Origin of the sequence: Aestuariirhabdus haliotis (assembly GCF_023509475.1) — a bacterium.
Classification (GTDB): Bacteria; Pseudomonadota; Gammaproteobacteria; order Pseudomonadales; family Aestuariirhabdaceae; genus Aestuariirhabdus; species Aestuariirhabdus haliotis.
In genome coordinates, this window is the sequence record NZ_JAKSDZ010000004.1 from 131,948 (window position 1) to 153,402 (window position 21,455).

The window sequence follows — 21,455 nt, forward strand, 5'->3', positions numbered from 1 at the left end:
CAAAACGCCGGCATCTGCCGGCGTTTTTGTGAATAGATGCTATCGACCATTTTCAGCTATACATAAAAGCTTTTGATCAAGCGCGCCAGACCGACCGGCCAGTCATTGGCATGAATCCCAAAGGTGTGTAACAGTTTGGTGCTGTCCAAACGGCTATTGAGGGGAAACTTCCTGGTCTCATCCTCATCTGTTGCACTGATGATATTGAGCTGGTCCGTGGCCACTTCATCGTATTGCGACACTTCACGCAGAATCGTTTCCGCCAGTTCACTTTCGCTGACCGCGTTAACACCACCATAATGATAGGTTCCCCAAGGTTCGGCATTACAATCCAGCTGCTGCATGATCGCGACAATCACCCGAGCGGCATCATCCGCCGGAGTCGGATTGCCATAGCGATTTCCCAGTACATCGAAAGGATCGGGGGTTTTCAGCTCGGCAATGATCTCTCGCAATAGCTCAAATTTACGCTCACTGATCATCCAGCCCACACGCAAAATAATATGGCGCTCGCAGCGCTCTCGAATTTGTTGTTCTCCCTGCCAATAACTGCCTCCAAGCACCCCCAGCGGATTGGCGGTGTCCTTTTCGGTATAGGCGTCACTCTTATGACCATCGAAAACCATGTAGGAGGAGATATGCATCAGGACGGCGCCACGCTCATGGCATAATGTTGCCAGCTCACCAACTGCATCCCGATTCAGGGCGAAACAGCGTGAGGGTTCAGTTTCGGCCAGAGATGCGTTGCGATAACCGGCGCAGTTGATGACCAGATCGGGACGATACTTATCCGCTACATCCTGCAAGTGCCGGGTATCGGTCAGGTCCAGCTGCTCTTTGGTCGGGGCGTAATATTTTAGCCGGGTCTCATCCAGTCGCTGCCGTAAGCAGGTACCTGTTTGTCCACTGCCACCAATAATCAGAATTTTCATCCGTTTAATGTCACCTGTTTGATTCCATCCCGTTTAGGCATGATGGCCATGCACCAGCAGCGGCCAAGTTGGCAATAGTACCCCAGCGGCGCTTTTCACTGAACCTTCGTCCTGCCCCCTGAACCCAGCCACACCCGCGCATGACATTAGGCACAATTACCTATAGGTTCAGTCAGCCTGCAACAGGATAATAAACGACCTGCATGACGTAGGACAGCAACCGGTTTACCGGCCAATCCAGGGACGCCTTTTCGTGCAAGCCTCCATACGCCAAAAGATTATCCTTTTCACCGTGGTCCCCATCACGTTGATTTACGTGGTAATTTTTGGCTTTGGCCTCTACCAGAGCCAACAGCGGGCAACGGCCAACACCGAAGAGCGCCTGACCCAAATGGCCTGGCACTACGCCAGCAAAGTTGATGGCCACATGCGGGAACTGGCCCAGATTGCCCGCAGCACCGCTATTTTTCTGGAAAGTAACCCCGAGCAATCCTCCCAGCAACTGTACGAATTGCTGCGAACCAATGTGCGACAAAGCTCTGCTGTGTATGGCGCCGCTATCGCTTTCGTCCCTAATGGCTATCAGAATAAAGTCCTGTTTGCGCCTTACGCCTATCGTGACGATAACCGCGTAGAAGCCCTGGATCTGGCCAGCATCGGCTACGACTATACCCGCGGTGACTGGCAATGGTGGGAAATCCCCCAACGCAGCTGGCAAGGCACCTGGACGGCGCCTTACCGGGATGCCACCCCGGCGCAACCGCAAGTCACCACCTACACCACCCCCTTTTACCGCAACGGGCGCTTTCGCGGGGTAACGACGATCGATCTCAAGCTCGATACGATCAATTCCATCTTGCCTGAAAGTAATGAGCCAGGGCTGCAATTTGTCATCCTTAATCGCTCTGGTGATCTGGTCTATAGCCCAAAACCCGTGGGCGTCGGGGATAACCTGATCCGCATTGCCGCCGAAGCCCAAAACCGCGAGCTTTTGAAGCTGGCAGCCTCCATTGCCTCTGGCGTGGGTGGCACCACCAAGGCCCACCGCCTGAGGATGGACGATGAACAGCTCTGGATCAGCTATGCCCCCATCGACTCGTCCGACTGGGCCCTGGCCGTGCTTATGCCCGAATCTGTTGCCCTGGCCGGGGTACGAAAAGAAGCATTGATCGAGGCGGCACTCCTGGTGATTTCCCTATTGTTGATCATCGCCTCGGTCTGGCTGGTTTCCGGTTTGTTATCGCAACCGATCATCCAATTGCAAAGCGCCGTGCGCCGGGTGGCACAGGGCCAGCTGGACACCGACTTTGCCACCAATAGCCAGGACGAGATCGGAGTGCTGGCACGAAGTTTTACCCGCATGTCACGTCAGTTAGTCGCTCGGGAAGAAGCGCTGCGTCAGGCACGGGAGAACAATCTGGGCCGGCTGGTTGAAGGCATGAAAGGCAATTACTTCTATTTTGTTATGAACCAGAATATCGAAGTGACCTATGTCTCCCCTTCGGTGACCGATACTCTGGGCATTTCACGTCAGGATTTTATCGACAGCCATGACAAGATGTTTGGCGATCCGCTGCAAAACCCTCTGGCCGGTAACTATGCTCGCCAGGTGCTTGCCGGCGATAACCTCGATCCGGTTGAACTCCAGGTAATGCACCCCGATGGCCAGCTGCGCTTTATTGAAGTGTACGCCGTACCGGTGTCGAACCCACAGCGCCAGATAATTGGCCTGGAAGCCATCGCACGGGATATTACCCGCGCCAAGCAAACCGAGCAGGCGGTTATTCGTGCTCGAGACGAAGCAGAATCTGCTAACCATGCCAAGAGCCAGTTCCTGGCGAACATGAGCCACGAATTGCGCACCCCTCTTAACGGTGTATTGGGCTACGCCCAGATTTTGCAGCGCGAGCGCGGTTTCACCAGTAGCCAGGGTGAAAGTCTTCGTTCCATCGAAGAGTGCGGCCAGCATTTACTGTCCCTGATCAATGACATTCTGGACCTGTCAAAAATTGAGAGTGGCGATCTGGAAGTCAACGATGAAGCCGTGCACCTGGAGCGGGTTCTCAACAGCGTCTACAAAATGGTACGCCAGCGCGCGGATTCAAAGGGACTGCAACTGGAGCTGGACGTGGATCCTCTGCTGCCCACGGCTATCCACAGTGACGGGGTCAAACTGAAACAGATCTTGCTCAATCTATTGGCTAACGCCGTCAAGTTTACTCGTCAGGGCAGCATCAGAATGCAGGTTAAACTCTATGGCGGCCAACGCATACGGTTCTCGGTACGCGATACCGGGGTCGGTATCGAACCTGAGCAGCAGGAGTTGATTTTTTCCCCCTTCGGTCAGACTGCAGAAGGCCAGGAGATAGGCGGCACAGGATTGGGGCTTACTATCAGCCGTCGCTTGGTCAAGGTACTGGGTGGCGAGTTGGCCGTGACCAGCAGCCCCGGCGAAGGTAGCGAATTCCACTTCAGCATCCCGCTGATTACCGCCCGCGAAGAAGATGCCGTGGAAGAGCTCAACGATGACTGGGCAGACCTTTCCGACCCTCAGTTACCACCTGGAAAACAGTATCGAGTGCTGGTCGCAGACGACCAGCGGGTCAACCGGGATGTACTCACTCGGCTATTAGAAAGCGCTGGATTCCATACCCTGCAAGCCAAAAATGGCCAACAGGCTCTCGATATTCTGAGAAGCCAAAGCATTGACCTTGTATTGATGGATCTGCGAATGCCGGTGATGAGTGGATTGGAAGCGATCCACGCCCTGCATCAGGATGTCACCCTGAAGACGATTCCGGTCATCGCCGTGACCGCCAGCGTATTTGCCGATACGGTACAGCGCCTGGAGGCTTACGGGTTTAATGATTACATTGGTAAGCCATTCAACAGCACCGAGGTATTCCATAAAATTGCCTTGCAACTGGGCATTAGCTACCAACAATCACAAGCGGTGAGCAATGCTCCGGTTTTCGCCGATAACAACTTCCAGATCGATCATCGTCTCTGCCTCCAGCTCGCCGATCAACTGCAAGCTGCCCTGGAACTGGGAGATATCGAGGCCGTAAAGCATCTGGCCAACCAGCTTCGCATTGACTCCCCGCAAGCAGAGGAGCTGGCCTCCCAGATCGAACAACTGGCCCGCAGCTTTGACTTTGAAAACCTGGAAGCCATTTGCACGGCACTTCGTACTCCCCGCTCCTGACCCTCGCACAACATCCCCTTGCGGCCAGAGGCGGCACATTCCACAATAGGCCTAGATTTTCCTGAGCGATAGGTGCCCAAATGGATTCGGATAACCCCGGCAATGACGCCCATACAGCGGCGGGTGATACCTGCATTTTGCTGGTCGACGATAATCCAACCAACCTGCAGGTCTTGCTGCAGACCCTGAACGGCCGTGGTTACAAATTACTCATCGCCAAAAACGGCGAAAGTGCCCTGCGCATTGCTCGTAAGGCCATGCCCGCCGTAGTCCTGCTCGACATTATGATGCCGGGTATCGATGGTTACGAAGTATGCCGCCAACTTAAAGCTGATCCTGCGACCCGGAAAATCACCGTTATTTTCCTTTCGGCACTGGACGATACCAAAGACAAGGTAAAAGGCCTGGAGCTTGGTGCTGTGGACTTTATCACCAAGCCCTTCCAGTCCGACGAGGTCATCGCCAGGGTCGATATACAGCTCAAAATCCATCAACTGGAAGCCGCACTTTCCGCTCGCAACCGACAACTGGAAGCAGAGAACGAGCGTATTCTGGAATCCATGAGTGAAGGTATTTTGGGTCTGGATACCGCGGCGAATATCACCTTCGCCAACCGCGCCGCCTGCGAAATCAGTGGCTGGCAGGAAGGGGAGTTGATTGGCAGCGCATTTCACCAGCTTTTTTATGCCGGCAGCGACGACATTGCCATCGAGCATTCGATCATACAAATTACTCTGCAAGAAGGTATCCATCAACAACTCGAAGACGACACCTTTACCCACGCCAACGGCTCGCATTACCCGGTCAACATTTCCTGCAACCCCATTATGGAAGGCGGCCAATGTCGTGGTGCCGTAGTATTGTTTCGTGACATCTCCATTCAAAAGGAACAACAGCAAGCCCTGCAATCGGCCCTGGATGAAGTCGAGCACCAAAAAGAGAAATTAACTCATGTTTCTAGATTAAGCACCATGGGAGAAATGGCCGCGGGATTTGCCCATGAAGTCAATCAACCCCTGACAGCGATCTCCAATTACTCCCAGGTCTGCAATCGCTTTCTGCAGCAGGAACCCTTTGACCTTCCCAGTCTCAGTGAAGCACTGGATAAGATCGGCGTTCAAGCCCGCCGGGCGGGGGACATTATCGCCCGAATTCGTAGCTTCGTAAAAAAACCCGACCACGTATTGGAAGAGGTCTGCTGCAACAAACTGATTAACGATGTGGTCCGTCTGGCCGAAGTGGATGCGCGCAATAATTGCATGGAAATTCATACCGAACTGGCCGAAAACCTGCCCAACCTCAAGGTTGATCCGGTGCAAATTCAGCAGGTTGCCCTAAACCTTATTCGTAACGGCATGGAAGCGATGCGCGATGGCGAACGCCGTGACCTGGGCATTCGGGTTGAAACCCGGTTTCTGCCCGAAACCCATACGGTTCAGGTTTCGGTGATCGACCGGGGTTATGGCCTGCCCGATGATGCCGAGGAAAAACTCTTTACCCCTTTCTACACCACCAAGGAAAGCGGCATGGGCATCGGCCTGTCGATTTGCGAGACCATAATAAACTCCCACGGTGGCAAGCTGTTTTTTGAACGCCATCCGGAAGGCGGCACCATTTTCCGTTTTACCCTGCCGACCGTTTAGCGATTATAAAAAAGGCTCATCAATGATGAGCCTTTTGCGAACACTTTACTGACATCCACTGATTTTTCAGCAGCGACCTAATCACCCAGGGAAGGCAATAGATCTGAGCTCATCATGGTATTAAACACGCCCTCCTGGATCAGCGGCGCAACGGCGGCGATATCGTCGGCGAAATAACGGTCCTTATCGTAGAAAGGCACCCGCTCTCGCACCCGGCTTCGCGCCAATTCCAACGCATCCGAACTCTTCAGTGGCTTACGGAAATCCAGCCCCTGACAAGCAGCCAGCAACTCTACCGCCAACACCCCTTCGGTATTGTCGGCCATATCACCGAGACGGCGAGCCGCAAAGGTCGCCATGGAGACATGATCTTCCTGATTCGCCGAGGTCGGAAGACTGTCGACTGACGCCGGGTGCGCCAGACTCTTATTCTCACTGGCCAGTGCGGCGGAGGTTACCTGGGCAATCATAAAGCCCGAGTTAACGCCGCCATTATCCACCAGGAACGGCGGCAACTGGCTCAGGTGACTGTCAATCAACAGGGCCATACGGCGTTCGGAAAGTGAGCCTATTTCAGCAATTGCCAGTGCCAGATTATCGGCCGCCATGGCCACGGGCTCGGCGTGGAAATTTCCGCCGGATAAGATTTCTCCCTCATCGGCAAAGATCAGCGGATTATCCGATACGCCATTGGCTTCAACCTCCAACACCGAGGCGGCGTGTTCTATCTGTTGCAAACAGGCGCCCATGACCTGGGGCTGGCAACGCAGGGAGTAAGGATCCTGCACGCGATCACAACAGGCGTGGGAGTCCTCAATTTCGCTGTGACTCAGCAGCTCACGATAACAGGCAGCGACCGCACGTTGCGCTTTGTGCCCCCGGACGGCATGAATGCGATCATCAAACGGCTTGCGACTGCCCAGCGCCGCCTCCACCGACAGGGCTCCGGTGACCATACCGGCGGCGAACAGATTTTCGGCGGCAAATAATCCACGCAGCGCAAAGGCCGTCGAGGCCTGGGTACCATTGAGTAATGCCAGTCCCTCTTTCGGCGCCAGCGTCAGGGGTTTCAGTCCTGCCATCTGCAAGCCTTTGACTGCCGGCAAGCGCTCCCCGCGACAGAACACCTCACCCTCACCCAACAGGATTGAGCTCATATGAGCCAGTGGTGCCAGGTCTCCGCTGGCCCCGACCGACCCCTTGCTGGGCACTACGGGATACACACCTTGATTATAAAGTGCCACCAGCGCTTCTATCACCGACAAACGGATGCCGGAAAAGCCCCGCGCCAGGGAGTTGATTTTGAGGGCCATCATCAAACGCACCACGGCTTCACTCATGGGCTCACCCACCCCCGCCGAATGGGACAGCACAATACTGCGCTGCAAGGTTTCCAGCTGGTCATGTTCGATTCGGGTGTTGGCCAGCAAACCAAAACCGGTATTAATGCCGTACACCACCTCATCCCGATCCAGCACCTGCTGGATCACTTGCTGCGAGCGCTCAATCTCTTTGTAACAAGCAGGATCCAGCTCAATGGCAATAGCCCCATGATAAATTTGACGCAACTGGGCCAGAGTCAACGACCCAGGTGTTAACCGCATAGACTGGGACATTATTTCTCCTCCAACATGGGTAGATCTAGCCCTTGCTCGCGGGCGCAATTTTGCGCGATGTCGTAACCGGCGTCAGCATGACGCATCACACCCGTTGCCGGATCGTTCCATAACACTCGGCCCAGACGTCGCTCGGCCGCTTCGGTACCGTCAGCCACAATCACTACACCGGCATGCTGACTAAAGCCCATGCCAACGCCACCGCCGTGGTGCAGGCTGACCCAGGTGGCACCACCGGCAGTATTCAGCAGGGCATTCAACAGCGGCCAGTCGGAGACCGCATCGCTGCCATCGCACATGGCCTCGGTTTCCCGATTCGGACTTGCTACCGAGCCGGAATCGAGATGATCACGACCGATCACAATCGGTGCTTTAAGTTCCCCCTTGGCGACCATGTCGTTAAAGGCCAACGCCAGGCGCGCACGGTCCTTGAGACCAACCCAGCAGATGCGCGCCGGCAAGCCTTGAAAATGGATTCGCTCACGGGCCATATCGAGCCAGTTATGCAGATGCGGGTTATCCGGAATCAGCTCCTTGACCTTGGCATCGGTTTTATAAATATCTTCCGGATCGCCGGACAGTGCGACCCAACGGAAGGGGCCGATGCCCTCGCAGAATAACGGGCGAATATAGGCGGGCACAAAGCCGGGGAAATCAAAAGCATTTTCCACGCCTTTTTCCAGCGCCATCTGGCGAATATTATTGCCGTAATCCACCGTCGCGGCGCCTCGAGCTTGCAAGGCCAGCATTGCTTTAACCTGTACCGCCATTGATTGCTTGGCCGCCTCGACCACCTGTTCGGGATTGCTTTGGCGCTGTTTGATCGCTTCATCCAGCGTCCAGCCCTGGGGCAGATAGCCATTCAAGGGATCATGAGCACTGGTTTGGTCGGTGCAGATGTCCGGGGTGATGCCTCGAGCTTCCAGCTCGGCAAACACATCTGCGGCATTGCCCAGCAAACCCACTGAAATCGGTTTCCCCTCATGTTTGGCCTGCTCGATCATAGCCAAAGCTTCATCGAGACTGGTGGCCTTGCGATCGACGTAACCGGTGCGCAAACGGAAATCGATGCGGGTCTCATCGACCTCAACCGCGATCATGCTGAATCCGGCCATGGTGGCCGCCAGCGGCTGGGCGCCGCCCATGCCACCGAGACCACCGGTGAGGATCCAGCGGCCTTTGGCATCGCCTTTGAAGTGCTGACGAGCCATGGCGACAAAGGTTTCATAAGTGCCCTGGACAATGCCCTGGGAGCCAATATAGACCCAGGAGCCCGCCGTCATCTGGCCATACATCATCAAGCCCTGACGATCGAGTTCGTTGAAATGATCCCAGGTCGCCCAATGGGGCACCAGGTTGGAATTGGCAATCAATACACGGGGTGCATCGGCATGGGTCGGGAATACGCCCACGGGCTTGCCCGATTGCACCAGCAAGGTTTCCTCATCACCGAGTCGCTTCAACACCTCGACGATCTTGTCGAAGCATTGCCAATCCCGGGCAGCGCGGCCAATACCGCCATACACCACCAACTCTTCCGGGCGCTCGGCAACATCCGGGTGCAGATTGTTCATCAGCATTCTTAATGGGGCTTCGGTCAACCAGCTGCGGGCCTGCAGCTCCGTTCCCGTGTTCGCTTTAATCACTCGCGAAGCATCTTTACGATTATTGCTCATATTTACTCCTGAGACAGATTCGCACCCGGATCAAGCCGGGCACCCAATTGGTAGCGACTCCCCGGATGTAGCAGGCGAGCAAAACTCACAACCCCCTGACGCGACCAGGTTCGACGCTTGATTAACAGACAGGCCTCAGGCTGAACAATCTCCAGCTCTCGGGCCTGTTGACTAGTGGCCAATACCGCTTCCACGGTGTGCTCTCCACCGCTGAGTGGGGCTACCTGACTCAGGTAGCGGTTGGGCGTGATGGTTGAAAAATCCTGCTGTAGATAATCCGGCGCCAAGGCCGGGTTGGTGTATCGTTCTTCCCATTGCACCGGCAGGTCGTTATCCAGGTGTACAACGATGGAATGGTACAGCTCGCTCCCGGGCGGCAGGTCCAGCGCCAACGCAACCGGGTCGCTGGCTGGCTGGGACTCCATGCACAGGATGCGATTGCTGTAGCGGTGTCCGCGCTGGCTGATGTCATCGGCAATATTGCGCACTTCCAGCAGGGAGCCCACCGGTTTGCGTTCGGCAACGAAGGTGCCCAACCCCTGATGGCGCATCAACACACCATCGGCGGTCAGCTCCTGCAGAGCCCTTCGGGCAGTCATTCGGCTGACGTCGAACTGCTCGCACAGACTGTTTTCGGAAGGCACCTTGCTGTGCACAGGCCACACACCCTGCTCTATCTGTTCATGGATATAGCGTTTGATTGTCGCGTAACGGGGTTCGGTTGCCGGGTGGGCCATAAGGCGGTTCCTGCTGAAGACGTATAGAGCCAAGGTAAATCATTTAAGGCGGCCTCAGTCTACTTGTATATACAACTATAGACAAGTAGACTGAGGCAAATTCCTTGCACCGGGTTCTCCCGTGCTATAACAACCTTAGTACTTTGTCATTGCATCAACGGAGCGGCTTATGACTCCCCACTGGGATAGCCTGTGGACCAATGTCCGGTTAGCCACCATGGACCCCGAGATCGATTCCGGTTACGGCACCATCGAAGATGGCGCCCTGGCTATTAGTAATGGTCGTATCGCCTGGCTTGGACCGGCCAACGAACGACCGGACATTACTCCCGATCAGCAACATGATGGCCAAGGGGGCTGGATCACTCCCGGGTTGATTGACTGCCATACCCACCTGGTATTTGCCGGCAATCGCTGCCACGAATTCGCTTTACGTCAACAGGGTGCCAGCTACCAGCAAATCGCCGAACAGGGTGGCGGTATCCGCGGCACGGTACAGGCCACCCGCGCGAGTAGCGAACAGCAACTGTTCGAACGCGCCAGCCAGCACTTGCAGCCTTTTCTTGACGAAGGCGTTACCAGCATCGAGATCAAGTCCGGTTATGGTCTGGAAACCGAAACGGAATTGCGCATGCTACGGGTCGCCAGGCGCCTGGCCCAGGAACGACCGATCACCGTGCACACCAGTTTCCTCGGCGCCCATGCGCTGCCGGAAGAGTTCGAGGGACGTGCGGATGCCTATATCGATCATGTCTGCGCCGAGATGATGACCGCCGTCGCCGCCGAAGAACTGGCCGACTCGGTCGACATGTTTTGCGAGCGGATCGGTTTCTCGCTGGCACAGTGCGAACGCGTGATTCAAAGCGCCAACCAATACGGTCTTCCGATTCGTATCCACGCCGAGCAACTCAGCAACCTGCGCGCCTCTCACCTGGCGGCGGATCATCACGCACTGTCGGTGGATCACCTGGAACATCTGGATGAAAGCGGCATTATGGCGCTGGCCCGTGCCGACACCGTCGCCACCCTGCTTCCCGGCGCCTTCTATTTTTTGCGTGAGACCCAACTGCCACCGATTGAGCTGCTACGGCGCCATGGCGTCAAGATGGCCGTGGGCAGTGACTTCAATCCCGGCAGCAGCCCCCAGGCCTCATTGCGACTGTCGATGCAGATGGCCGCCAACCTGTTCGGCCTGAGCCCCCAGGAGGTACTGGCTGGCGTGACCCGTAACGCCGCCCAGGCTCTGGGCCTGAATCAACAGATCGGTCAGCTACGCAGAGGTTTGCAGGCCGACTTACTGCTCTGGGAGATCGATGATCCTGCCGAGCTGGTATGGCACTACGGATTGCATCGTCCCCGTCAGATTATCAAGGAGGGCCAGGATGTATCAGGGCGCTGATATGAGCCTGTGGCGGGGTCGCAGTGATCCCCTCGATGGCCATCGTGGCGAACGCTGGCACCAGCGGGTTCGTCCCTTCCCCGTCAATGGTGAACTCCCGGTTGATGCCGGAGTGGTGATCAGCGGTTTCGGCTGCGATGAGGGGGTGCGCCGGAATCAGGGGCGAGTGGGAGCCGCAGCGGGCCCTGATGCCCTGCGCCGTGCCATGGCCGGTTTACCAGCCAATATCCGCACCCCGGTCTACGATGCGGGTAATCTCCGCTGTGAAGATGATCAATTGGAAAAGGCCCAGATTGAACTGAGCAATCATTGCCAACAGATACTGGATGCCGGGCATCGCTTGCTGTTGCTCGGAGGTGGTCATGAAATTGCCTGGGGCAGTTTTCGCGGTTTGCAGGAACATCTGACCCGCCATAAACCAGAAGAACGCATTGGCATTATCAATTTTGACGCTCACTTTGATCTGCGCAATCCCGCTGCAGGCACCAGTTCGGGCACTCCGTTCCACCAAATAGCCTTGCATTGTCAGGCCCAGCAACAACCCTTTCGCTATCTATGCCTGGGGGTCAGTGAGACCTCAAACACCCAGATTCTGTTCGACTACGCCGACCAGTTTGACGTCGAATGGCGCCTCGATACTGAGATGACATTGCTGCACCTGGAAGATTGCCGCAAGCAACTGCAACGTTTTATCAGCCAGGTGGATCGCATCCACCTCAGTATCGATCTCGATGTACTACCCGCTGCGGTTATGCCCGGTGTCAGTGCACCGGCCTGTCCCGGCGTGAGTCTCGATGTGGTCGAGGCCTTGCTGCCTTTGATCGCCGCCGCCCGCCATGAGGATGGCAGCCACAAGATGAAATTGATGGAGCTGGCGGAATACAACCCGAACTTCGACCCAACCGGTATCGGTGCCCGCGCCGCCGCACGGCTCGCCTATCGATTACTGACCGAATAGCGGCCATGAGCTTGACCGGCCGTGAAATTTATCGCTGCTATGACGAGCTGGGCTCTATCCAGGTGTTCGAAGACCATGACCGACGTTTTCTCACCTTTGACGGGGATGCGGAACAAAGCTGCGTATTACTCGAGCAACCCTGGAGCCCGGTTTATCAGTACTGCCAGGCCATGTTAATGGCCAGTGCCTTTTTCGATCAGCCGCCACAGCGGGCTATGATGGCCGGTCTCGGTGGCGGCAGCATGATCCACAGCCTGTTACGAATTCATCCGCAATTGCACCTTGAGGTACTGGAGCTGCGCGCCGCTGTGATCGAAACGGCCCGACAATTTTTCTTGTTAGACCGAGCTCCTGCACATCGCATTCATAATATCGATGCCACCCACTTTAAGGGGCATGGGGAGGGTTACGATTTAATAATCAGTGATCTGTTTCTGGATAACTGCATGAACCCGGCCCAACTTGCCGAAAGCTATACCGGACATTGTCAGCGCATGCTGAGCAAACGCGGCATTCTGGTATTGAACCTATGGCTGGAAGAGAAAAAATCCTATCCGGATGCGATCGCTTCGTTGTCACAGCAATTTGCGGGTCAACTGCTCTCAGCCGAAGTTCCGGAAGGCAATCTGGTGCTTTATCTGTTTAACGACAAGGCGCCTCCGTTCAGCCATCGCATCCTGCAACGCAATGCCAGAGCATTAGCCAAACAACTGGATGCACCCATGCAAAGAGTAGCTGCGGCCATTTCACGCCCTGCATTCAACTAAGGTCGCCGAGTCACCCCATTCCTTTTTGCGTACAATATTCGCCCTATAAAATCATGAGACTGGCGCATAAGAATCTGAACCAGTAAGCAAAAGGGAGAAGGCTACGGATGAAAATACCAGAGATATTGCTGTTTGAAGTCGAACACGCCCCCGGTAATCTGGCTCAGGTTCTGCAGCTGGTCGGCGAGGCAGGACTCACCGTAGAAAACCTCGAAGCGGTCAAACGCACAACCACCCATACCCAGTGGGAACTGACCATCGAAATCGATGAATCCTCACAGCACGATTTATGCGACCGGATCGACCAGCTTCCAACCGCTCGAATGGTCGGCCGCTCTGATCGAGTCTTCGATCGACACCGCGGCGGCAAAATCCGTACGGTATCCAACGTTCAATTAACATCGCAGCAGGTCCTGCGGGATATCTATACTCCCGGTGTGGCCCGGGTCTGTTTGGCCATCGAGCAAGACCCGGTAAAAGCCAGGGAATACACCAATATTCCCAATACCGTCGCCGTGGTCACCAATGGCACGGCCATTCTTGGACTGGGTGACATCGGTGCCGTCGCCGGCATGCCGGTCATGGAAGGCAAGGCGGCACTGTTCGACGCCTATGCTGACCTGTCCGGTGTGCCGATCCTTATCGAAAGCAAAGACCCGCAGGAGATCATCGATACCGTCACCTCCATCGCGCCCTCCTTCGGTGCCATTCAGCTGGAAGATATTTCCGCACCGACCTGTTTTGAGATTGAAAAAGCCTTAATCGGCAAACTGGATATCCCGGTGCTACATGATGATCAACATGGCACCGCCGTAGTGGCCCTGGCCGCCTTGCTCACCGCCACCCGACAGGTTGGCAAGGAGCTGAAACAGAGCCGAATTGGCCAGATCGGTTTGGGCGCCGCCGGCATCGGTATTTCTCGACTGCTACTCAATTATGGCGTTAAAGGCGTATTGGGTACGGACCTGAACGAAGCCGCCATGACGCAGCTGGAAGCCATCGGAGGCGAACGCGCCAGCTTGCCCGAGTTGATGCAGAAGGCCGATATCGTTATCTCAACCACCGGGGTCAAAGGTCTGATCAAGGCCGAGATGGTTCAAGAAGGACAGGTTATTCTGGCACTCACCAACCCTGACCCTGAGATCGAACCCGAAGTCGCCTTGCAAGCGGGTGCCGCATTTGCGGCCGACGGCAAAAGCGTCAATAACGTGTTGGGCTTTCCCGGCCTGTTTCGGGGAGCGATTGATGCCGGCGTCGTGCACTTCAGCGATCAGATGCTGATCGCCGCTTCCGAATGCCTGGCCGAACTGTCACCGGCAGGCTCATTGACCCCCGACCCGCTGGATCGCAAGGTTCATGACGCAGTGGCTTCGGCGGTGCGGGAAGCGGCATTAAAAGGGTAGATCCGGTTAACCTTCGAAGCGGCCTATCCCGGCCGCTTCGTGCATTGTTACCCTGTACAGCTACTGAGCCAACATGCGTACTTCCCGTTGCGGGAAAGGAATATTGATACCCTGATCCTTGAGGGCATTAAACAGGGCCAAATTAGTGCTGAATTTTACTTCGTAATAATTGGGAGTTGGGACCCAATAACGCACTCCGATTTCGATCGCGCTATCCGCAAAATTATCGATACCAATTTGCGGCGCCGGTTCGTTCGCCACTTCCGGAATGGCCGACAAAACTGCGCGCAAGCACTGTACCGCCTGTTCCGGATCGTCACCGTAACTGATTCCTATGCTGGTCTCCACCAGCATATACTGAAACGAGTTATGCAGAATCTCCCCGACAATATGCTTGTTCGGAATACTGATCTCCTCACCCTCTTCGTTGGTGAGAATCGTCATCGACAGGTTGATCTCCTTAATCACCCCGCAAACTCCCTGCACCTTAACGGTATTACCCACCACAAAGGGCCGGGTAAGAATGATGGTCACTCCGGCGGCGTAATTGGATAGCATCCCTTGCAATGCCAGGCCTGCACCAAGAGCCATAGCACCCAGGGCGGCAATAAAGGGCGCCACGCTGATGCCCAGTTTACCGAGAGCAATAATGGCCATCATCAAAATAACCAGTATGCGAACCAGGTTGGAGATAAAACCCGCCAGGGTGACATCGACGTTATGCCGCGCTAATTGGGCTGCCACCACACGATGAGCCTTGCCAGCCAGCCAGAGGCCCAGCAAAAATATGATCAGGGCACCCAGTATCTGGAAGCTGTACTCCACCAGAAACTCTGCCACCATGTTGTAGACACCCTGCAGTTGCGCGAGCTCCTGCTGCAATACCTCTTCGTCCATTGACACTTTCCTCACAAATAACGGCGATCATTTTCACCGGATAGATCACCAAGACTTTACTCGATAGTAGCACAGGAGTTATTCAAGCCCGTGCCGCAAGTTCCTCATGGAGCAACGCCAGGGCTTGCTGCACAACGATGGCGTGACGTCGGGCCAACTGCCACCGATCATCGTCATAGCCACCACCAATCACCGTTGCGATCGGAATGGCGCGTTCCCGGACTGCGCGCAGTACCAGCCGATCCCTGCGCTCCAAACCTTGCCAACTAATGTTGGCCCTCCCCAGCGGATCAGCTGTATAGACATCAACCCCGGCATCGTACAGAACCAGATCCGGACGCACCCGATCCAGGCAGCGCTGCAAAGTGGACGCGACGATTTCCAGATAGGCCTCGTCTTCAATGCCATCGGCAAGTCCCACATCCAGATTACTGCGCTGTTTACGCACGGGGAAATTCTTCTCACAGTGGATTGAACAAGTATAAGCATCATCCCGTTCGCTAAGAATCGCTGCGGTACCATCGCCCTGGTGCACATCGCAATCGAAAATCAAAACGCGATTGATACCCGGTTGCTCAAGCATCGCCAAAGCAGTCACAGCAAGATCGTTCAGGCAACAAAAACCCGAGGCCTTATCATAATGGGCATGATGGGTTCCGCCCGCCAGATGACAGGCGATGCCCCGTTGCATCGCCAGCAACGCAGTCAACACCGTGCCTCCGGGAGAAATAAAACTTCGTCGGGCCAAGTTCTCGGACCAGGGCAATCCGAGTTCACGAACTTCTTTTTTACTCAGGGTACCCGTGCGTAATCGCTGCAAATAATCAGGACAATGGGCGGCGACCAGCCATTTCGACAAGCAGGGTCCGGATCGATAGAGATTTTCGGCCCGGGCAACCCCCTGCTGGCGCAAGAACTCGTAGAGATAACGAAATTTCACCATGGCAAAACGATGCTGATCGGGAAAGTCGTAACTGTAGGAGGGGTGATAAACCAGGGGTAAAACCATGTTTCAATGACCTGTCGACCTAATCAGCTGAAGCGGAACACTTTAAAGCATGACCCTCTTGCTGCCGATAACCAGCAAACAGCCACAGGGCAGCCGGACCTATACTTTTACTTTTATAGACGGGGACCTGAGCGGGCCTGATTATGCTGATACTATAATCAGGGCACAGCCCGATTTCTGTCCATCGTTGCGGATTCCAAGATGACCCCACATCTCAAACCATTGTGTACATTCTCTACTCTGACGGCAATGTTGTTAATTCTGCTGTCGGGGGGAGTTCAGGCGGCGATTCCCCTACCGGCCGAGCAGTTATTTGCACCTCAGCCTCAGCAAATGCCCAAACTGTCTCCCGATGGCCGCATGATCTCCTTTCTTGGCCCCTGGCAACAGCAATCGAACCTCTATGTTCGCTTACTCGACAAGCCCGAACCCTTACCGCCCCTGATACCCGAAGAGGAAACCGCTGCCGAAACGGACACCAGCACTGAACAAGCGCCTCCCGGGAATACGGAAAACCCCACAGGAGAAGACAATGCAGCGGGTGAAGAGAAAACCGCAACAACGCCTGCGGCTGAAAACACTGAAGTCGATTCGACTACGCCCGACTCTGAAAGCCAAACAGAGTCAACTCCGGATACCGTACAACCGATAACATCTTCACCTCGGCCAACCTCACCACAAGCTGCGCAGGGCTACAGCTCCTCGGGCTCCACCCAAACCAGTCTCTTCCCCGATTATTCCACCAGCCTTTCACTCTACGAGCTCAGTGAAAAGGAACGCACCGCGCTCTATCGTGCGCCTATCCGGGTCAGTAATCAGCGGCTCAATGGCATCAGCCAATATGACTGGATATCCAATCATCAGTTGGTCTACGAAGTCCCCGATGAACGGCAACAGAGCAGCCAATTGTTTCTGGTCACCCCGGAACGTCGTGGTCGTCGGCAACTCACCCAGGACGGCCGAGCCTTGCATCATTTACTGGACCCTTTGTCGAACGACCCCGAGCACATACTGATCACCAGCAATCAGCGGGACAACCGAGTCAATGACGTTTACAAGCTCAACCTGGAAAGCGGCCAGCAGATACTCCTGGAAGCCAATTCCGGAACCATCATTCGCTGGCTGACCGATCGCGAAGGCAAGCTTCGCGCTGCCGTTAGTCAAAACGGGCTGCAGTGGGAGTTGCTGTACCGAGACGCCGAGTCGGAGCCGTTTCGAGTGTCCTATACCAGCCAATGGCCCGACCGGGTCAACCCGTTACGTTTTACCGACGACAACCTGAAACTCTACGTCAGCAATAATATTGATCGCGACACTTTGGCGATTCAATTGTACGACCCTCAACTCAATCAGTTACAAGACCTGCTCTACGAAAACCCGCAAGCAGATCTGGAACAGATTGTAGTGACCGGCGCGGAACAACGAGTAACCGCCGTCGCTTATGAAACCGATAAACCTCAATACCATTTTTTTGATGACAAAGATGCCGAATTGTTTAACGATCTTTTTCAGCGTTCCGGCCAACGCACATTGCAACAGATCAGTAGTACCAGTAATGGCAGCCGGTCCCTTTTTCGTATCCTGAACGATGTGGAGCCGCCTCGCTATTACCTTTATCAACGTACCGATAATAGTTATCGCGAGTTGTTTAACAGGCCGCCCTATCCATTAAGAGCTCAAATGGCGCCCATGATCCCCGTCGACTTCCGCGTGCGCGATGGCTCCATGCTGCATGGCTATGTCACCATGCCACAAGGCTATCAACGAGGGGCTATCCCATTTGTAATACTTCCTCACAAAGAACCCTATCGCGGACGTCACCATTGGGGATTTAATCCATTGGTGCAATTTCTGGCCAGCCGCGGTTATGGCGTTATGCAGGTAAATTATCGAGGCTCAGCGGGGTATGGAAAACAGTACGCCCTCGCGGGTCGCTGGGGCAATGGCATTATGCAGCAAGATCTGGCCGATGCGATCACCTATCTCAGGCGTCAAGGGGTTGCCTTGAAACATCGCATCGCTATTGTGGGTGAACGTTATGCGGGTTACGCTGCTGTCGCTGGTGCCGCCTTTGACCCGGCTGATTATCGTTGCGCTGCAGCAATGGCCGCCCCCCTCGACCCCTTCCATTGGCTTGAAAGTTTACCGCCCCAGGAAGAGGTCTACCGCGTTATGATTCAGCAATTAATGGGAGATCCGATTCAAAATGCGGCCAAACTGAAAGCCGATTCACCCTTAAGTGCCATCAACCAGATTCGAGCACCTATCCTGATCGCTCAGGGTCGACAGGATCCCAGAACCCGTATGGCTGACCTCGATAAATTGGTAACAACTATGAGAACACGCAGCATCAAGGTAGAAACATTGATCAAAGGTGATGAATACGGTCCCTTTAAAAAATTTGATAATCAACTGGATTTTTATCGAAAACTCGATCAATTCCTCGATCAGTGCCTGAACCGCTAGATGAGCAATGAATCTTCAGCGTCGCCAGTCTGTGTTCTCTGTGGGGCCCCCGATTGCGCACCCTTTCATCAGGATAAGTTTCGCCTTTACCTGCGTTGCCCCCACTGTTATCTGGTTCAGGTTCCCGATCACTACCACCTGAGCGCCGAACAGGAACGCGCCGAGTATGAGCTTCATAATAATGATCCGGAAGATCCTGGCTACCGGGGTTTCCTGTCACGCCTCAGTGTGCCCTTGTTCGAACGTTTGCCAGGTCAAGCTGAGGGGCTCGATTTTGGCTGCGGTCCCGGACCCGCCCTGGCCCGAATGTTCGAAGAGCAGGGATATTCCATGCGCCTGTTTGATCCTTTTTTTGCAAACCATCCTCAACACCTGGAAGCAAACTACGACTTTATCACGGCCACCGAAGTGCTTGAACACCTGTCACAACCGGCCGAAGTGCTAAATCAGTTGTGGTCAATTTTAAAGCCCGGTGGATGGTTAGGCATTATGACCAAGCTGGTCATCAGCGAAACGGCGTTTGCTAACTGGCACTATATCCGCGACCCAACCCACATAATTTTTTTCAGCCAGGAAACCTTTTTATTCTGGGGACGGCAGCATCAGGCAAGGGTCGAGTTTATTGGTAAAGATGTCACACTTATCCAGAAACCCGCGTCTCAGGATACCCAAATCTCTCGATGAAAATCTGGGTACCCATACTGTTTGTTTTCCTCTGGAGCACGGGTTTTATTGGGGCTCGCTTTGGCTTGCCTTATGCCGAACCCATGACGTTCCTGAGTGTTCGAATGCTGCTCAATATAGCCTGCCTCGGACTGCTCATTGTTCTCTTGCGTCCTCCCTGGCCTTCGCGACCAGACATCTGGCATATGGTTCTGGTTGGATTGTTGTTACACGGCATCTACTTGGGAGGCGTCTTCTTCGCCATTGATTTAGGCACTCCCACCGGCATCACCGCATTACTGGTTGGGCTACAGCCGCTATTAACGACGGCCATTGCGATTGTCTATAGCGGCTTTCGCCCTTCGCCCCGTCAACTTCTAGGACTGCTACTGGGAGTGCTGGGAATCGCCCTGGTGCTCTGGCCAAAGAGCACCTCGACCAGCCTTCCACTGGCAGGCATTGTGGCTTCTACTGCAGCCCTGGCTGGCATCACCCTGGGTACTCTTTACCAAAAGCGGTTTTGTGCCCAACAGCATCTTTTACAGAGCACTTTTTGGCAGTATTGTGGCGCCCTGGTATTGTTTGCACCCGCGGCCTGGTTGCTGGAAGATCGCACTATTGACTGGTCCCTGACCTTTTCATTGGCGCTTGCCTGGTCGGTACTGGTATTGTCAGTTATTACCATTTTGTTGCTATTGGTTCTGATACGTCATGGCGAAATTAATCGCGTAACCAGCCTGTTTTTTCTGGTTCCCCCTGCCACAGCACTGCAAGGCTACCTTTGGTTTAATGAAACATTGTCAGCTTTAGTCATCCTGGGAGGCATTATTACCCTGCTAGCCGTCTTTCTGATCTCAGCGGCCAGCACAACAAGTGAAGCTGATAATGAATAAAAATGTATTACTACTTTCACTCTGCCAGGCGTTACTGACCACCGGCAACGTCATCCTGATAACGGTGAGCGCGCTAATCGGACAAAGGTTGGCACCATCCACCGAACTTATCACCTTGCCGTTAGCGCTCCAATTCGTGGGTTTAATGCTCAGCACCATTCCCGCATCATTAATCATGCGCCGTATCGGTCGCCAACAAGGTTTCGTACTGGGCAACTGCATCGGTATTGCAGGCTCCCTCAGTTGCGCAACGGCGCTACTCAATCAGAACTTCACTCTCTTCTGTATGGGTTCCATGCTACTGGGTATCGGGATTGGTTTTGGCACGCTGTACCGTTTTGCGGCCGTCGATGTCAGCAATCCCGGTCAACAGGGACGTGCTATCTCACTGGTGATGGCCGGCGGAGTGATCGCTGCAGTACTCGGGCCCAACCTGGCCGTGTCGAGCAATCAGTGGTTCAGTGCTGCGCCTTTTATCGGTAGCTTTTATACTCTCGCTGCACTCTATATGCTGACACTGGTTTTCCTCAGCCAGGTTCGAATACCACGTCTCAGTCCTGATCAGCAGAAAGAAACGGGGCGTCCTATTGGCGACATTATCAGGCAACCCCTGTTTTTTGTTGCGGTCCTCAGCGCAACCCTGGCCTACTCGGTCATGAATCTGTTAATGAGTGCTACACCTCTGGCGATGGCACGCTGCGGCTTCAGCTTCGAGCAATCCGCCCGGGTGATCGAATGGCACGTGCTGGGCATGTTTTTACCCTCCTTTTTTACCGGTCATCTGATACAGAAATGGGGAGCACCACGGGTAATTCTGAGCGGATCAATACTGATGCTATTGTGCTGCGCCATTAACCTTGGTGGACAACAGGAATGGCAATTCTGGAGCGCTCTTACCCTGTTGGGAGTTGGCTGGAATTTTATGTTTATTGGTGCCACACAGATGGTAACCGGTGCCTACAGCGAACAAGAGAAGGCGAAATCTCAAGCCACTAACGAATTCATCGTGTTTAGCGGTGTGACCCTGTCATCCTTTAGCTCAGGGCCACTGGAATCAATACTGGGATGGACCACCATGAATCAGATTGCCATTCCATTGATAGCGCTGGTTATTGTCGCCATTTTTTTCCTGCTGCGAACAGAGCGATCCCGCCAAACCTCGCAGCAGGGCAATATCAATTAAGCCGCTTG

Annotated in this window: 16 protein-coding genes; 10 read left to right on the top strand and 6 right to left on the bottom strand. The window is 54.6% G+C overall.

The genetic code is table 11. From position 1 onward, the window contains the following. Positions 1-56: 56 nt before the first annotated feature. The gene (locus MIB40_RS05160; protein ID WP_249691611.1) at positions 57-932 is read right to left on the bottom strand and encodes an SDR family oxidoreductase; all 876 of its coding nucleotides are present in this window, start codon (positions 930-932) and stop codon (positions 57-59) included. A gap of 253 nt (positions 933-1,185) precedes the next feature. Here MIB40_RS05160 and MIB40_RS05165 point away from each other — a divergent pair, with 253 nt between their 5' ends. Continuing rightward, on the top strand, positions 1,186-4,137 hold the full coding sequence (locus MIB40_RS05165; RefSeq protein ID WP_249691613.1) for an ATP-binding protein: 2,952 nt from the start codon (positions 1,186-1,188) through the stop codon (positions 4,135-4,137). Between the two features lie 80 nt (positions 4,138-4,217). Then, positions 4,218-5,780, top strand: a complete 1,563-nt coding sequence (locus tag MIB40_RS05170; protein WP_249691615.1) for an ATP-binding response regulator — start codon at positions 4,218-4,220, stop codon at positions 5,778-5,780. Between the two features lie 77 nt (positions 5,781-5,857). Here the strand turns inward: MIB40_RS05170 and hutH are convergent, their stop codons facing one another. From hutH to hutC, 3 genes are read right to left on the bottom strand one after another with little or no spacing between them, the layout of a single operon-like run. Then, entirely contained in the window at positions 5,858-7,396 is a 1,539-nt protein-coding gene (gene hutH, locus MIB40_RS05175) for a histidine ammonia-lyase (protein ID WP_249691617.1), read from the bottom strand. Continuing rightward, positions 7,396-9,072 (bottom strand): urocanate hydratase, encoded by a 1,677-nt coding sequence (hutU, locus tag MIB40_RS05180; protein ID WP_249691619.1) that lies wholly within the window; start codon positions 9,070-9,072, stop codon positions 7,396-7,398. The genes hutH and hutU overlap by 1 nt, the downstream gene beginning before the upstream one ends. 2 nt (positions 9,073-9,074) lie before the next feature. Continuing rightward, positions 9,075-9,809 carry a histidine utilization repressor gene (gene hutC / locus MIB40_RS05185; RefSeq protein WP_249691628.1) on the bottom strand — a complete coding sequence of 245 codons (735 nt, stop codon included), beginning with the start codon at positions 9,807-9,809 and terminating at the stop codon, positions 9,075-9,077. A 169-nt stretch (positions 9,810-9,978) separates the two neighbouring features. Between hutC and hutI the strand changes: the two genes are divergently transcribed. From hutI to MIB40_RS05205, 4 genes are all read left to right on the top strand, one after another. Then, on the top strand, positions 9,979-11,208 hold the full coding sequence (gene hutI, locus MIB40_RS05190) for an imidazolonepropionase (RefSeq protein ID WP_249691630.1): 1,230 nt from the start codon (positions 9,979-9,981) through the stop codon (positions 11,206-11,208). Next, a complete protein-coding gene (gene hutG, locus MIB40_RS05195) occupies positions 11,192-12,166 on the top strand; it encodes a formimidoylglutamase (protein WP_249691632.1) in 975 nt (324 codons plus the stop codon). Before hutI ends, hutG begins: the two co-directional genes overlap by 17 nt. A 5-nt stretch (positions 12,167-12,171) precedes the next feature. After that, complete coding sequence (locus tag MIB40_RS05200) at positions 12,172-12,933, top strand: spermidine synthase (RefSeq protein WP_249691634.1); 762 nt, start codon at positions 12,172-12,174, stop codon at positions 12,931-12,933. Between the two features lie 107 nt (positions 12,934-13,040). Then, positions 13,041-14,336 (top strand): NAD(P)-dependent malic enzyme, encoded by a 1,296-nt coding sequence (locus tag MIB40_RS05205; protein WP_249691636.1) that lies wholly within the window; start codon positions 13,041-13,043, stop codon positions 14,334-14,336. A 60-nt stretch (positions 14,337-14,396) separates the two neighbouring features. On the opposite strand, the gene MIB40_RS05210 is transcribed toward MIB40_RS05205, so the two are convergent. Both MIB40_RS05210 and MIB40_RS05215 read right to left on the bottom strand, forming a co-directional pair. Further along, positions 14,397-15,233, bottom strand: a complete 837-nt coding sequence (locus tag MIB40_RS05210; RefSeq protein ID WP_249691638.1) for a mechanosensitive ion channel family protein — start codon at positions 15,231-15,233, stop codon at positions 14,397-14,399. A gap of 82 nt (positions 15,234-15,315) precedes the next feature. Further along, a complete protein-coding gene (locus MIB40_RS05215) occupies positions 15,316-16,242 on the bottom strand; it encodes a histone deacetylase family protein (protein ID WP_249691640.1) in 927 nt (308 codons plus the stop codon). 201 nt (positions 16,243-16,443) lie between these two features. Here MIB40_RS05215 and MIB40_RS05220 point away from each other — a divergent pair, with 201 nt between their 5' ends. From MIB40_RS05220 to MIB40_RS05235, 4 genes are read left to right on the top strand one after another with little or no spacing between them, the layout of a single operon-like run. Continuing rightward, positions 16,444-18,708 (top strand): alpha/beta hydrolase family protein, encoded by a 2,265-nt coding sequence (locus MIB40_RS05220; RefSeq protein ID WP_249691642.1) that lies wholly within the window; start codon positions 16,444-16,446, stop codon positions 18,706-18,708. Further along, a complete protein-coding gene (locus MIB40_RS05225; RefSeq protein WP_249691644.1) occupies positions 18,709-19,392 on the top strand; it encodes a class I SAM-dependent methyltransferase in 684 nt (227 codons plus the stop codon). Next, a complete protein-coding gene (locus MIB40_RS05230) occupies positions 19,389-20,264 on the top strand; it encodes a DMT family transporter (RefSeq protein ID WP_249691646.1) in 876 nt (291 codons plus the stop codon). The genes MIB40_RS05225 and MIB40_RS05230 overlap by 4 nt, the downstream gene beginning before the upstream one ends. Then, complete coding sequence (locus tag MIB40_RS05235) at positions 20,257-21,447, top strand: MFS transporter (protein ID WP_249691648.1); 1,191 nt, start codon at positions 20,257-20,259, stop codon at positions 21,445-21,447. Before MIB40_RS05230 ends, MIB40_RS05235 begins: the two co-directional genes overlap by 8 nt. The last annotated feature ends 8 nt before the right edge of the window (positions 21,448-21,455 follow it).

Excerpts from the sequence above, each read along its gene's own strand:
- MIB40_RS05210 (WP_249691638.1), bottom strand. The coding sequence starts at position 15,233 with ATGGACGAAGAGGTATTGCAGCAGGAGCTCGCGCAACTGCAGGGTGTC.
- hutU (WP_249691619.1), bottom strand. The coding sequence starts at position 9,072 with ATGAGCAATAATCGTAAAGATGCTTCGCGAGTGATTAAAGCGAACACG.
- MIB40_RS05205 (WP_249691636.1), top strand. The coding sequence starts at position 13,041 with ATGAAAATACCAGAGATATTGCTGTTTGAAGTCGAACACGCCCCCGGT.
- MIB40_RS05200 (WP_249691634.1), top strand. The coding sequence starts at position 12,172 with ATGAGCTTGACCGGCCGTGAAATTTATCGCTGCTATGACGAGCTGGGC.
- hutH (WP_249691617.1), bottom strand. The coding sequence starts at position 7,396 with ATGTCCCAGTCTATGCGGTTAACACCTGGGTCGTTGACTCTGGCCCAG.
- MIB40_RS05160 (WP_249691611.1), bottom strand. The coding sequence starts at position 932 with ATGAAAATTCTGATTATTGGTGGCAGTGGACAAACAGGTACCTGCTTA.
- MIB40_RS05170 (WP_249691615.1), top strand. The coding sequence starts at position 4,218 with ATGGATTCGGATAACCCCGGCAATGACGCCCATACAGCGGCGGGTGAT.
- MIB40_RS05215 (WP_249691640.1), bottom strand. The coding sequence starts at position 16,242 with ATGGTTTTACCCCTGGTTTATCACCCCTCCTACAGTTACGACTTTCCC.
- hutG (WP_249691632.1), top strand. The coding sequence starts at position 11,192 with ATGTATCAGGGCGCTGATATGAGCCTGTGGCGGGGTCGCAGTGATCCC.
- hutC (WP_249691628.1), bottom strand. The coding sequence starts at position 9,809 with ATGGCCCACCCGGCAACCGAACCCCGTTACGCGACAATCAAACGCTAT.
- MIB40_RS05230 (WP_249691646.1), top strand. The coding sequence starts at position 19,389 with ATGAAAATCTGGGTACCCATACTGTTTGTTTTCCTCTGGAGCACGGGT.
- MIB40_RS05235 (WP_249691648.1), top strand. The coding sequence starts at position 20,257 with ATGAATAAAAATGTATTACTACTTTCACTCTGCCAGGCGTTACTGACC.
- hutI (WP_249691630.1), top strand. The coding sequence starts at position 9,979 with ATGACTCCCCACTGGGATAGCCTGTGGACCAATGTCCGGTTAGCCACC.
- MIB40_RS05220 (WP_249691642.1), top strand. The coding sequence starts at position 16,444 with ATGACCCCACATCTCAAACCATTGTGTACATTCTCTACTCTGACGGCA.
- MIB40_RS05225 (WP_249691644.1), top strand. The coding sequence starts at position 18,709 with ATGAGCAATGAATCTTCAGCGTCGCCAGTCTGTGTTCTCTGTGGGGCC.